Source organism: Paenibacillus sp. plas6 (assembly GCF_057221655.1).
This window is the reverse complement of the sequence record NZ_CM170151.1, coordinates 3,649,395-3,662,330: the sequence shown is the minus strand read 5'-3', so window position 1 is coordinate 3,662,330 and position 12,936 is coordinate 3,649,395. Positions and strand designations below refer to the sequence as shown.

Genomic DNA, 12,936 nt, shown 5'->3' with positions numbered 1-12,936 from the left:
TCAAAATTGATTATAACTGGTTCTTTTTTCCTGTCAATTTACTATCTACAATATGGCTATAACGATGCATTGAGGTGAAACAGATGAGAAGAAAAGAATTTTTAATTGGTGAAGAAAAATATGAAGATGTCGTGCAGTTTTTGCGTGAAATGAACTATGGCTTTCTCGCTACGTGGAAGCAGGGCGATTATCCAGGGATCACTCCAATTAACTATGTCTTTTTTAATGATGCAATTTATTTACATGGGAGCAAGGCTGGCGAAAAAATGAAAACAATTAAGCAAAATCCAAATGTCAGCTTCGCTATTGCCAAAGAATACTCGCTTATCCCTTCATATATGTCAGATCCCGTCTATGCCTGTCCAGCAACGGTATTTTTCAAATCGGTTTATATTTCAGGAAAAGCTGAAGTTGTTGAAGATTTACAAGAAAAATGTGATGTTTTAACGAAATTAATGGAAAAATTGCAGCCTGAAGGAGGTTATGAACCAATTAGCCTTGAGCACGAAGGCTATGTCGGACATGTAAAGGCGACAGCTATTGTACGAATTACAATTGATCAAATGACTGCTAAATTTAAATTTGGACAAAATTGGAGTGAGCAAAAGTTAAGCAACATCAGTGAGCAATTGCTTGAACGTGGACAAGAACAGGACAAGCAAACAGTCCAGCTAATGTATCGTTATTGTCCGCATGCCCAAAGTAGTGCAGCAAAAAATATGCAAATCCCATAATGCTTATCTCTTATTCACTTAAACAAATATAATAAGGCGGATTCATCATTTGTTGTCTGAATCCGCCTTAAGCACAATCTTAAATGAACAGAGCAAACATTAATTTAATACAAAATTAACGAGCTGTTGTCTTTTCTCTTCAGTTAGCTCACCACTGTTGTCAAAAATAAGGATTGAGCTTTGTGGAATATCCCAGTTAATTTGCGGTACGAAATCAACCCGCTTCTCAAAATCTTTCCAGTTATCAAGCTTCCAGCGATCACGCTCTGTTTGACGATTAACAATACGTTGATGCTGCAATTCAATGTCTTGCAATGTAACTACGATAACTTTGACATCAACTTGCTCTTTTGTCAAACCAGCCGCAGCAATAACATCCTCCAACCACTGTTTATTACGCAGCTCTGCAGTAAATGGAGAAATCATAAATACATTTTGACCAGCAGCTAAATTTTCGATACAAATATCCTTAGTAGTATCATACTCAAGATCCCGCAAATTTTCTTTATAAAACTGTGAGTCACGGTCGTTTTTATCTAAACCTTTCATTTCCAAAATCGCTTCTACAAAGCGACCACCAACGGTATCACGATCTAAAAATGCTGCTGGCAACTCCTTACTAAGCAGGCGAGCAACCGTAGTTTTACCTGTACCTGCAACCCCAACGAAAAATACTAATTTTTGCAACTTAAAAGCCTCCATCTATATGTAAGTTCAAAGATTATTACTTCTTATACTATAGAAAATTGTATACCAAGTTGCAAGCTTTACAGGCACAGTCAGCTATAAACAAACTGACAGTGAGTTATAAACCTACAATATATTCATACTTTCAATATGTTGTTTTGTCTTCTCAGTTCCACATTGATACAGCATTTGAAAGAGTCTTTTCATTTCTAAATCATAACTATCGTTCATATCACCAATCTTTTCCCCGCCTCGAAAACTAAACATCATCATCCCCTTTGCCGTAGACTCGTCATGCTCATCGAGCTTGCGAAATTGCATTTCGATTTGCTTTACTTCAGCTTCGCTTGCATAAATTTCTAAATCATAAGCTGCTGCTCCTTGTTCTCGAAGTACTTGCTTACCATGTATATCCACATAGTAGGTTTGACGATCAGTCTGTTGATCACCCTCAAAATTTTGATAATTCATATTGTTTCCTCCTAAAATGTTTAAACTAACTGCAAATAATGTGAATTTTGCCACATTTAATATACCCAATATTGTCCAAATTATTAGACCTCATCCGTTACACTATGAAAAAAATGCAAATAATAATACAATTTGTAGTCCCTTTTCTATGTTATGGACAGACAATTTTAGTTGTATTTAAGAATATACGTTATTATATGTGACGGTAAAGCGACTTTAGAGAGGATTGATGGTGATGTGTGGCATAACAGGATGGATAAATTGGCGGCAAAATTTATTGCAGCATAGCAATACACTTGAAGCAATGACAGAAACGTTAACAGCAAGAGGACCAGATGCAGGAGGTACATGGTTATCACCACATTGCGCTTTAGGTCATCGAAGACTTGCTGTAATGGATCCGAGCAATGGAGCGCAGCCAATGGTGCGCTATCGCGGCAACGATCAATTTGTTATCGTCTATAACGGTGAAATCTACAATGCAATCGAGCTAAGAGCAGAGCTAGAAGCTTGCGGGTGGATGTTTACAACGACATGCGATACCGAGGTGCTACTCGTAAGCTATATGCATTGGGGAAAAGAATGTGTTGATAAGCTGAACGGTATCTTCGCATTTGCAATATGGGATGTAACTCGCGAAGAGTTATTCGCTGCCCGTGATCGACTTGGTGTAAAGCCATTTTTTTATTATGAAAAGGATGGACAGTTCTTGTTCGGCTCTGAGCTAAAAGCGATACTTGCTAATCCTATCGCCGAGCCTATTATTGGACGAGAAGGACTTGCTGAAATATTAGTCGTTGGTCCAGCTCGCACGCCTGGACATGGCATTTATGAAAATTTTGCAGAGCTTAAGCCTGGACAATTGATGACTATTTCAAGAGAAGGAATTAAAATACGTACGTATTGGCAGCTGCAAAGTCGTGAGCATGAGCACAGTCTTGATGAAACAGTTGAACATGTACGGGAATTGCTGCAAGATACAATGAATCGGCAAATGATTAGTGATGTACCAATTTGCACGCTGCTATCAGGCGGATTAGATTCCAGTGCTTTAACAGCATTAGCAGTACAATATTACCGTGAAGCGGCAGCTAGCCCACTTCATACCTATTCCATTGATTATGTGGACAATGACAAGCATTTCAAAGCCCATGCATTTCAGCCTAATTCTGACGCTCCTTTTATTGAGCTTATGACAAAGAAGCTTTCCACTATACATCATTATTTAAAATTCGATACTCCTGAGCTAGTTTCCGCTCTAAAAGATGCAACACTGGCACGCGATTTGCCAGGAATGGCAGATATAGACTCGTCTCTCCTATTATTTTGCCGAGCAATAAAGAAAAATGCGACAGTCGCGATTTCTGGTGAGGCTGCAGATGAAGTTTTCGGCGGCTATCCATGGTTCCATAAAAAAGAAACTTTAGAGGCCGACACTTTTCCGTGGTCATTAGCAACAAAATTTCGCAGTTCATTAATTGAGGACGATATTCAAGATTGGATTGCTCCTGAGCAATATGTAAAGCAACGATTTGAGGAGGCAAAAGCAGAAGTTCCCGTGCTAAGCGGTGAAAGTGAGCAGTTACAATCAATTCGCCAAATGTCTTACTTAAATATAACCCGCTTTATGCCGACCTTGCTGGATCGCAAAGATCGGATGAGTATGGCTGCTGGCTTAGAGGTGCGTGTGCCATTTTGTGATCATCGCCTAGTCGACTATGTATTTAACATCCCTTGGGAATATAAAACTTCTGGAGATCGGGAAAAAGGAATTTTACGTAAAGCATTAAAAGGTATCTTGCCTGATGAAATTATTACCCGCAAAAAAAGTCCGTATCCGAAAACGCATAATCCAAACTATTTAGCAGCGGTGACGGAGCTGATGGAGCAAGTTATGAGTGACGATTCTGCCCCGCTCTTTCAAATTGTTAAACGTGACAAAATCGAAGAGCTGCTTAAATCTGAGCAATCATCCTCATTAGTTCCTTGGTTTGGCCAGCTAATGTCAGGTCCGCAGTTATATGCTTATTTAGTGCAAATCAATATTTGGCTAACGCACTATAAAGTGCGAATTGTATAACTCTAAACATTACAGTGACGGTGAATTTTAGATATATATTAGATATGTAGTTAAAAATAAAGTGCAAATACAGGCTAGCAAAAGAGGAATAAATGGCCCTGCAACATGACTTCAAGCAAAATGCAGCCACAACCTATTATCCCTTCAATTGCTAGCCTTAAACTCTAGCCAATATACTTTTATATACTACTTATTCATTCAATACACGTTCTACGTCTGGCAATAGTTTTTTAAGTGCTTCACCGCGATGGCTGATTTTTCCTTTTTCTTCCTTGCTTAGCTCAGCCATACTGCATTCCAGCTGTGGCACATAGAACAACGGATCATAGCCGAAGCCGCCATCACCACGAGGACGATCGATAATGATGCCATCCACTTGACCTTCAGCAATTATAAACTTTTCTTTGTCAGGAATATATAATGCAAGGGCACAGCGAAATTGCGCCTTACTTAACAATTTGCTACCATCTGCTAACTGCTCATTATTTATGTTAGCACCAACCTTTTTCAGCTCTGCAAGCAGTTTTTCATTATTTTGCGCATCACTGGCAGATGCTCCTGCATAACGTGCTGAATATATGCCCGGCTCACCGTTTAATGCATCAACTGTTAATCCAGAGTCGTCTGCTAATACTGGGATATGAAGTGCTTCTGCTGCTGCTTTTGCTTTTAGTTTAGCGTTAGCAATAAAGCTATCGCCATCCTCTACAATGTCAGGAATAGCAGGATAATCCAACAAGCTTTTTACTTCGATGCCAAGCTTAACAAACGCATGGGCAAATTCCTTTACCTTACCGGCATTTTTCGTAGCAACTACGATCGTTTTCATCTATTGCTCACCCCGAATTCGTTCGCAGACAGCACCCAAAGCTTCCTTCTGCGCAGCGATTAACTGTGCAATGCCTTGCTCAGCTAAGGCAAGTAACTCTTGGAGCTCTGTACGAGAAAATGGTGATTCCTCGCCTGTGCCCTGTAATTCAACAAATTTGCCGTTGCCGGTCATTACAACATTCATATCTACTTTTGCTGAGGAATCCTCAACATAGTTCAAATCAAGCATCGGAGTATTATCAATAATCCCGACACTTACCGATGCCAAATAATCTGTAATGGGATATTTTTGAAATGGATGAGTTTTTGCTATATGTTCAATCGCTAGGCATAGAGCGACAAAAGCTCCAGTAATCGATGTTGTCCGTGTGCCACCATCGGCTTGCAACACATCACAGTCTAACGTAATTGTACGTTCGCCTAGTGCTTGTAAATCAACAACAGAGCGCAAAGCTCTTCCGATTAGGCGCTGAATCTCCATCGTTCTGCCTGTAAGCTTGCCGCGACTGGATTCTCGTTGATTTCGAATATACGTCGCTCTTGGCAACATCGAATATTCAGCAGTAATCCAGCCTTTGCCTTGGCCTTTCATAAAAGGCGGTACTCGCTCCTCTACGGTTGCGGTACAAATCACTTTCGTATCGCCAAATTGGATAAGTACAGAGCCTTCAGCATGTTTATTTACATTCGTTGTAATCGTCACCTCACGCAATTGATTCGGTTGACGACCATCATTTCTTATCATGTAATTGCCTCCTAAAGCTATAACTTATACTATGTCTTAACAACCGCTACAAAGGAGTGCAACGGCTATATGTATTTTAACCTAATCTATTGTATCAAAGCCGTTTAGCAATTGCATTATTTTGTTGTATCGCAAACTTGTGAGAAACAAGCAAGGGATTCCAAGCAAACGCTTGAAATCCCACCTTCAAACTTCTAATTTAATTTAGTAAGCTACATCTTTAATGCATTGACATGGAGCGGCTTCGTAACTGGCTGACTATAGGATGTATTATTTTCATCAAAAATATTTACATCACCATTTACACGAATTTGAACAGTAGGCACTCCAGTATTGTCGGCAACGGCTAAAACAACTGCTTTTAATAGCTCAGAAGGAACAAATACACCTGGCTCATAGGAATCGTCTTTCAAATCAACATGAACAACACCATCATATTCCTCAATTCCTGTTACCTCTACATTTGGCAAAATAACAGGAGACAATGCCTTCGTATTCAATGGACCAGCAATAAGCTCTTCCAATGCAGCGATTTCCATTGAGTCAGTGCGTTCAATCATTCGTGTAACTGGAACAAAATATTGTTCTCCGTCAATGGTATCTGCAGAGAAGTAAAGGGTAACTGGGGCTGCTTTCGAATAATTAACTCCTTCGGCAAGCTCGATATTAATACCAATCGAACGAGTTAGCGGCTGATCTAATGGATATGACGCAATAGGCATTTCTTCAAGCTTTTCGCCATTAACTTGAATATTAACTCCTTTGACATCATCAAGCGAAGTTAATGTCCATGTAATGGCTTCAACAATAGCGCGCTCATCTGTACTATTATAGTTTACAAAAGGCTCTGATAAATTAACGGTTGCGATGCCTGTTTCAGAATCGAACTGATAACCGAGAATTTCAGTGCCTTGTGGAAGCATTGCACGGAAATCAAGCGGCAATGAGCTAGCATAAGTACCGCCGTCAACCATAACTTCAAGCAGCTTAACAGCTACCTCTTCACCTTCTGCAATAGACATAGGCAAAGATATTGGGGCTAAATAACCATTTCTATCCTGCAAATATACGACATATTGTTCAGCATCCTGAGATTGGTCTAACCAACTGCTTGTTTGCTGATCTTCCTCCTCACTAACCTCTGTTTGCGGAGGATCAATTGGTTCCGACACCGACTTAGAAAATAAACCACATCCAGTTAGCATTATCGGAATGACCAATGCCCCCATTATTGCAGTTGAACGTAACCATGTTTTTGCTATCATCGTATAAATCCTCCTCTATATTGTTTAAAAACTTTGTACAACTTGTCTTTTGTAGTAATATGTATACGAGCCCTTCAAATTTTTAGACCAGTTTTGTCCAGAAAAATGTATGGAGGAATGAATGATGTCTGAAGAGTTGAAATATAGTTTGAACAGTCAAGAGGTAGCAAAAGCAACCTATCAAGTTTTAGAACAACGCGGTGTAACGATCACGGACATCGCTGAACTCGTTTATTTTTTACAGGAAAAATATACGGAAAATCTTACAGTTCAAGAATGTGTTCATCATGTTGAGGCAGTTTTATCGAAGCGTGAAGTACAAAATGCAATATTAACAGGGGTTCAGCTAGATATTTTAGCAGAGAAAAAGCAACTGCTACAGCCGCTGCAAGCTATGATTGAAAATGACGAAGGCTTGTATGGCTGTGATGAAATATTAGCACTATCTATCGTCAACGTATACGGCAGTATTGGTTTAACAAACTTCGGCTACATTGACAAAGTAAAGCCTGGTATTCTCGTAAAGCTTAACAAAAAAGATGGAATAAATACACATACGTTCCTTGATGACATTGTTGGAGCTATCGCAGCATCCGCTGCCAGTCGTCTAGCTCATCGTAAGCAAGCAGAGCGTGAAGGAATTACAACTCCACCGCTAGATTAATGTTCAAAGCTTTTTCAGTGTTAACAATAAGGGCTTCGTAGCAAAATTATATTATGAAATAAAAATAAGCCTATGCTCCTTTGCACAGGCTTATTTTCGCTTCACTTATCGTTATACTTAAATCATTGCATAATAAATCGTTTCATCCGTAGCGACTTGCTCTCGGACTAATCCTTGCTGCTGTAAATATTGCAAATGTGCAATTACCTCAGTCAAGGCAAAACGCATATTATGAGGATTATTGCGTAAATACTTACCAAACATCCACTCACAGCAGTGAAAGGCATGCTGCGGACCATGTTGGGCAATGTATTGCTCCAGACTCTCTAAGCGACGAGTATGATGTGCTAAAATCGCATCGATCCGTTCTCTAAATTCAGCAAATGGCTGACGATGACCAGGCAACACCAGCTCTACCTCTAGCTTGCGAATATCTTGTAAATGATGAAGAAATTGCGCAAGCACTGGCCGCTCTTCACCTGCAACCACACCAACATGCGGTGTTATATGCGGCAATACTTGATCCCCGCATATTAAAAACCTATGCTCGAAATTATAGAGCATAATCCCGCCATACGCATGCCCCTCAGTATGTATAAGCTGCCAAGAGTAATTTCCAGCATCTACTCTCTCTCCTGCTGTAACATAGGTTACATCAGGCTGGGGTTCTACTTTAGCTTGAAAACTATGCAAATTATCAATGATAGCCTCCACAATTTCTTGCGGCGTGCCATGCTCTGCTAAAAGCTTAAGCATGTCCTGATGAAATTGCTCCTTGCCATCTCCCCATAACTTCTCTGTATAAGCTTTTGCCTCCCTCGTCATATAGACTGGCGCCTTACTGAGCTGCTGCACATAACCAGCTAAGCCATAATGATCGGGATGTTGATGCGTGACAACAATAGCAGAGCAGTCCTCCCAGTTAAGCGACAGCTCTGACATCACCGAATTCCACGCTTCTTCAGCTTCTAACGTATGAAGTCCGGGGTCTACAATTGTAAATGTGCCCTCTTTCTCCTGTAAAATATAGCTGTTAACCCAGCGCAAGGAGAACGGAACAGGTACACGTACTTGAATGATCGAATTTGTAATCCTTGTCCAATATGAATCTAGATTCTGCTTTCCTTCTCTATAATTAGCGGTCATCCTAATCTCCACTTCTATAGATTATTGACGAATGAGCCGTTCTGTGCGTTTTAGCTCAGCGACCGTTTGAACCCCAATGCCAAACATCGCCGCGCGCAGCTCATATTCTATTATCGCCATTCGTTCTTCAACACTTTGTCCATTATCTTTCGCTGCATGAGACAGCAGCGTACGCCCAAAACCTGCTGCATCTGCACCAAGTGCAAGCACCTTTGCTGCATCAACGCCGTTTTGCAAGCCGCCGCTGCCAATCAGCAAACTTTGCTGCATCCCATTTTTTAGCTCAAGTAAGCAGTCTGCGGTTGATATTCCCCAGTCAGCAAAGCTTAGAGCTGCCTGTCGTTGAATCGCTGAGCTCGTACGATAATGCTCAACTTGACTCCATGATGTTCCACCAGCACCCGCTACATCAATAAATTGTACACCTACAGAAAGCAATTGATCGCGAACACAAGCGTCAATACCCCAGCCTACTTCCTTTACTCCTACAGGTACATGAAGCTGACTAATGACTGCTTCAAGCTTTCTAAGTAGCCCTGCAAAGTTCGTATCGCCTTCTGCTTGAAATACTTCCTGCATGCTGTTCAAGTGAAATACAAGAGCGTCTGCATCAGCAATTTCAACGGTGCGCTTACAATCTTCAATACTGATGCCATAATTTAAGCTGACTAAGCCAAGGTTAGCGATAATCGGAATAGACGGTGCATATTGGCGAAGATTAAAAGCTGCTGCAAGCTGTGGCTGTTCGATCGCTACACGCATTGATCCTAATCCAAGTACCCAACCTCTGCGCTCAGCAGCAGCTGCCAATGTTCGGTTAATCCGATTAGCCAATTCCGTACCACCCGTCATGGAACTGATGAGCAGTGGTGTTGCAACTGCCTTGCCAAACATCTTCGTCGCTAAGCTAATATCATTAAAGTTAATTTCAGGAAGGGCCAGATGCTTAAATCTCCACTTCTCTAATCCTGTTGTAATCCCTTGACCTTGCACCGATTGCTCAAGACAAATGCTAATATGCTCATCTTTGCGTTTGACTGTTTGGTGCCCAGCATCATGCTCAAATAATTTCATAAGACGCTCCTTTATTTCGGCAAATGCCATGTAGCTGCAATAACTTTAACGTTCAATCCAAGCCTTTGCATGCAAATGCTGTTGCAATAGCTCCCAATCGGGAAGGGCTTCCCAATCACCATAAGTTTGTACAGCCAGTGCACCATTAATACTCGCCATTCGAACTGCTTCCTCCAAGCTGTAACCTTTGCAAATACCTGCAAGGAAACCAGCACAGAAGGCGTCACCTGCACCAACTGTATCAACTACGTTGTCAACTAGTTCAAATGGAATCTCCGTTTGCTGACCATTTTGGTAAATAACATTGCTGCTATCTCTGCCTTTTACAATGCTGATGGCTTTTAACTCATTTAGGGAATTGCTGATTTCCTCAACATTATCCGTATCATAAAGCAGTTTCAACTCATCCCAGCCTGGCAAAAAGTAATCTGCATCCTTCGCAATTGCAAAAATAACTTCACGCGCTTGCTCTAAACTCCACAGCTTTAAGCGCAAATTGGGATCAAAGCAAATCTTCACACCTGCCTGCTTAGCTAGCTCAATCGCACGAAAAACAGTTTCCTTGCAGCTTTCGCTTAAGGCAGGAGTAATCCCGGTAATATGTAGTATTTCCGCTCCTTGAATATAGTTTGCATCTAGCTGCTCTGGAGTCATTGTGCTTGCTGCTGATCCTTTACGCATATAGTGAACAACATTTTTTCCGCTTACTTGCTCACGCAGCATAATGCCAGTAGGCGCATTGTCACTGTAAATAACACGCGACACATCGACACCTTCACCGCGAATCGTTTTCACAATGCGTCTGCCAAGCGGCTCCGTGCCCATTACACTAAACCAACCAACATTAACACCTAAACGTGCTAGTCCAATTGCAACATTACTTTCTGCCCCGCCAAAACGCTGTTGCAGCGTATCCGAACGTTCAAGTGATTGCTGATTTGTTGGCAGAAACAATGTCATCGTTTCGCCAAATGTAATTACTTGTGGTGATTGTTTTGACATAACGAAATCCCCCATTATCAACGAATAATGAACATCGCTAAATACGTGTTTTCTTCAAAAGCACAGCTCGTATTTGAAAATACGTTATGAACTCCGGCAATACTTCCTTTACATTGCGCAGCAAGCTTGCATCTACTACATTTAAAGCCTGCAGCACTAGCTCTTCAATTTCGTTATTAAAAATCATCGACCAGTCAATCGGCTCTCCAGCTTCAATAGCTTGCAAAATGTGATTTTCCACAGTTTGTTTTTTCAAACCACGTTGAGCGCTTATTTTTTCAACTGGCTCACCAGCAACAAATGCCTGATAGGAATACATATAGCTTGGCAGCTTATGTTCCTCTTGCTCTTTATCGACAGAAGCTCCTCTGCTATAACCTTCAGTAGAATGAGCATTAGCTGTCGATTTTTCTCCTTCACTCGACTTCATAAAGCGCTTTACTTCAGCTAAAATTGCCTCACCATACTTTAACGTTTTTGCTTGACCGATTCCTTTCACTTCCATCAGCTCTTCCAGCGAGCTTGGCTGCGCTTCAGCAATTAGCCTTAATGTCGCATCTGAGCAGATCATAAATGGCGGTATTCGTTCCTCTGCAGCTTGTGCTCTGCGCCATTCCTTAAGCGCAGCAAAAATAGGCGAAGCATCCTGTGAAGTATTGCTAATCACTTGCTTAACTGAGCTGCGACGCCGCTGCCGTACCTGCTCTTTGCCTTCAATGACAAGACGCGCTCGTTCAGCAAGAGTTACAACTGGATACTGTCCCTCACTAAGCTGCAAATATTGCTCTGCTACGAGCCAATTTAACCAATCGACAATATCCTTTTCCGCATATTGCTTCATTAAGCCATAAGTCGATAAGCAATTAAGCCCTGCTGCTAATAGCCGCTTATCTGATGAACCCTTTAATACTTTGGCGACCATCGTTACCCCAAAGCGACCGCGCATGCGAGCAACACAAGAGATCGCCATTAGTGCATCCTGCGTTCGATCCACGATTTCGCTTGTATCAAGACAGCTGCTGCATTTACCGCATGGTTCCACGGCACGTTCTCCAAAATAATCTACGATGTATTGCTGGAGACATTGATCAGTGCGGCAATAGCTCATCATCGTATGCAGCTTCGCAGTTTGCACCGCTTTACGAGCTTCGTCGCCCAAGCCTTGCTCGATTAGGTAACGATGAATATGGAGATCACTGGCTTCAAACAATAGGACACATTCACTTTCCTCGCCATCACGACCAGCTCTTCCCGCTTCCTGATAATAAGATTCCAAATCACTAGGCATTTGCCAATGCAGCACATAACGTACATTCGGCTTATCTATCCCCATGCCGAAGGCATTGGTAGCAACAATGATTTTGCTTTCATCAAAGCGAAACCTTTCCTGCGCCTCGGCTCTCGCTTGATCTGATAATCCGCCATGATACAGCTCAGCTTGATAGCCTAACTGGCTAATTCGCGCATGTACGTTTTCGCATTCTTTACGTGTTGCTGCATAGATGATTCCAGATTGATTGGTACGCTGCTGCAAAAATTTTACGAGAAAGCTAAACTTATCTACTCCCGTCACAACCGATAACGATAAATTCGGACGAGCAAAGCCTGTAACATAGGTAGCTGGATTATGCAAAGCAAGGCTTGCAATAATATCATCAGCTACTTCCTTTGTTGCTGTAGCAGTAAAAGCAGCAACAATTGGACGATTCTCCAGCTTACTAATCGCTAATGCAAGCTGACGATAACTAGGACGAAAATCATGCCCCCATTGCGATATACAATGCGCTTCGTCAATTGCTATTAGCGGAATATGCAAATGCTCAGTAAGCTGTTGAAACATTGGAGCATCAAAGCGTTCAGGTGCTATATATAGCAGCTTATACTCACCGTTAAATGCTGCTCTAAGCGTAGTGCGATATTGCTCTGCAGTAAGCGAGCTATTTAAATACGCTGCCGCAACACCTAATCTTTGCAATGCATCAACCTGATCCTTCATTAATGAAATAAGCGGTGAAATGACAAGCGTTGTTCCTGTTAGCAACATAGCAGGGATTTGATAGCAAATTGACTTACCGCCACCAGTAGGCAATATCGCCAGCGTGTCTTGTCCCTGCATAAGACTATGAATAATATTGGACTGCCCTGGACGGAATTCATCATAGCCATATATTTTTTTCAATAACTGCTGAGCTTGAATCATCCGTTCCTCCTATATGTACAAAGAGAGCCGCTAGTGG

The 12,936-nt window shown here is 41.6% G+C and carries 12 protein-coding genes; 3 read left to right on the top strand and 9 right to left on the bottom strand.

The annotated features are described in order from the left end of the window. Nucleotides 1-83 precede the first annotated feature (83 nt). On the top strand, nucleotides 84-734 hold the full coding sequence (locus AC2TDL_RS16080; RefSeq protein ID WP_484697078.1) for a pyridoxamine 5'-phosphate oxidase family protein: 651 nt from the start codon (nucleotides 84-86) through the stop codon (nucleotides 732-734). 99 nt (nucleotides 735-833) lie between these two features. On the opposite strand, the gene AC2TDL_RS16075 is transcribed toward AC2TDL_RS16080, so the two are convergent. Beyond that, nucleotides 834-1,421 carry a P-loop nucleotide/nucleoside kinase family protein gene (locus tag AC2TDL_RS16075; RefSeq protein WP_484697077.1) on the bottom strand — a complete coding sequence of 196 codons (588 nt, stop codon included), beginning with the start codon at nucleotides 1,419-1,421 and terminating at the stop codon, nucleotides 834-836. 126 nt (nucleotides 1,422-1,547) lie between these two features. After that, nucleotides 1,548-1,892 carry a hypothetical protein gene (locus tag AC2TDL_RS16070; RefSeq protein ID WP_484697076.1) on the bottom strand — a complete coding sequence of 115 codons (345 nt, stop codon included), beginning with the start codon at nucleotides 1,890-1,892 and terminating at the stop codon, nucleotides 1,548-1,550. A gap of 235 nt (nucleotides 1,893-2,127) precedes the next feature. Here AC2TDL_RS16070 and asnB point away from each other — a divergent pair, with 235 nt between their 5' ends. Then, a complete protein-coding gene (gene asnB, locus AC2TDL_RS16065) occupies nucleotides 2,128-3,972 on the top strand; it encodes an asparagine synthase (glutamine-hydrolyzing) (RefSeq protein WP_484701232.1) in 1,845 nt (614 codons plus the stop codon). Between the two features lie 190 nt (nucleotides 3,973-4,162). Here the strand turns inward: asnB and AC2TDL_RS16060 are convergent, their stop codons facing one another. From AC2TDL_RS16060 to AC2TDL_RS16050, 3 genes are all read right to left on the bottom strand, one after another. Further along, complete coding sequence (locus AC2TDL_RS16060) at nucleotides 4,163-4,801, bottom strand: XTP/dITP diphosphatase (protein WP_484697075.1); 639 nt, start codon at nucleotides 4,799-4,801, stop codon at nucleotides 4,163-4,165. Further along, a complete protein-coding gene (gene rph, locus AC2TDL_RS16055; protein WP_484697074.1) occupies nucleotides 4,802-5,548 on the bottom strand; it encodes a ribonuclease PH in 747 nt (248 codons plus the stop codon). Nucleotides 5,549-5,760: 212 nt separating this feature from the next. Continuing rightward, nucleotides 5,761-6,813, bottom strand: coding sequence for a GerMN domain-containing protein (locus AC2TDL_RS16050; RefSeq protein ID WP_484697073.1), 1,053 nt, complete (start codon nucleotides 6,811-6,813; stop codon nucleotides 5,761-5,763). 124 nt (nucleotides 6,814-6,937) lie between these two features. On the opposite strand from AC2TDL_RS16050, the gene AC2TDL_RS16045 reads away from it, so the two are divergent. Further along, entirely contained in the window at nucleotides 6,938-7,477 is a 540-nt protein-coding gene (locus AC2TDL_RS16045; RefSeq protein WP_484701230.1) for a phosphatidylglycerophosphatase A family protein, read from the top strand. A gap of 117 nt (nucleotides 7,478-7,594) precedes the next feature. On the opposite strand, the gene AC2TDL_RS16040 is transcribed toward AC2TDL_RS16045, so the two are convergent. From AC2TDL_RS16040 to recQ, 4 genes are read right to left on the bottom strand one after another with little or no spacing between them, the layout of a single operon-like run. Continuing rightward, nucleotides 7,595-8,623, bottom strand: a complete 1,029-nt coding sequence (locus AC2TDL_RS16040) for an MBL fold metallo-hydrolase (protein ID WP_484697072.1) — start codon at nucleotides 8,621-8,623, stop codon at nucleotides 7,595-7,597. Nucleotides 8,624-8,644: 21 nt separating this feature from the next. After that, on the bottom strand, nucleotides 8,645-9,697 hold the full coding sequence (gene fni / locus AC2TDL_RS16035) for a type 2 isopentenyl-diphosphate Delta-isomerase (protein ID WP_484697071.1): 1,053 nt from the start codon (nucleotides 9,695-9,697) through the stop codon (nucleotides 8,645-8,647). Nucleotides 9,698-9,742: 45 nt separating this feature from the next. Beyond that, complete coding sequence (locus tag AC2TDL_RS16030) at nucleotides 9,743-10,699, bottom strand: sugar kinase (protein WP_484697070.1); 957 nt, start codon at nucleotides 10,697-10,699, stop codon at nucleotides 9,743-9,745. A 37-nt stretch (nucleotides 10,700-10,736) separates the two neighbouring features. Further along, entirely contained in the window at nucleotides 10,737-12,899 is a 2,163-nt protein-coding gene (recQ, locus tag AC2TDL_RS16025; protein ID WP_484697069.1) for a DNA helicase RecQ, read from the bottom strand. Nucleotides 12,900-12,936 lie beyond the last annotated feature (37 nt).

Bases quoted from the DNA above. Each gene is read 5' to 3' on its own strand.
- asnB (WP_484701232.1), top strand. From the start codon at position 2,128: ATGTGTGGCATAACAGGATGGATAAATTGGCGGCAAAATTTATTGCAG.
- AC2TDL_RS16070 (WP_484697076.1), bottom strand. From the start codon at position 1,892: ATGAATTATCAAAATTTTGAGGGTGATCAACAGACTGATCGTCAAACC.
- AC2TDL_RS16040 (WP_484697072.1), bottom strand. From the start codon at position 8,623: ATGACCGCTAATTATAGAGAAGGAAAGCAGAATCTAGATTCATATTGG.
- fni (WP_484697071.1), bottom strand. From the start codon at position 9,697: ATGAAATTATTTGAGCATGATGCTGGGCACCAAACAGTCAAACGCAAA.
- AC2TDL_RS16045 (WP_484701230.1), top strand. From the start codon at position 6,938: ATGTCTGAAGAGTTGAAATATAGTTTGAACAGTCAAGAGGTAGCAAAA.
- AC2TDL_RS16050 (WP_484697073.1), bottom strand. From the start codon at position 6,813: ATGATAGCAAAAACATGGTTACGTTCAACTGCAATAATGGGGGCATTG.
- AC2TDL_RS16060 (WP_484697075.1), bottom strand. From the start codon at position 4,801: ATGAAAACGATCGTAGTTGCTACGAAAAATGCCGGTAAGGTAAAGGAA.
- rph (WP_484697074.1), bottom strand. From the start codon at position 5,548: ATGATAAGAAATGATGGTCGTCAACCGAATCAATTGCGTGAGGTGACG.
- AC2TDL_RS16080 (WP_484697078.1), top strand. From the start codon at position 84: ATGAGAAGAAAAGAATTTTTAATTGGTGAAGAAAAATATGAAGATGTC.
- recQ (WP_484697069.1), bottom strand. From the start codon at position 12,899: ATGATTCAAGCTCAGCAGTTATTGAAAAAAATATATGGCTATGATGAA.
- AC2TDL_RS16030 (WP_484697070.1), bottom strand. From the start codon at position 10,699: ATGTCAAAACAATCACCACAAGTAATTACATTTGGCGAAACGATGACA.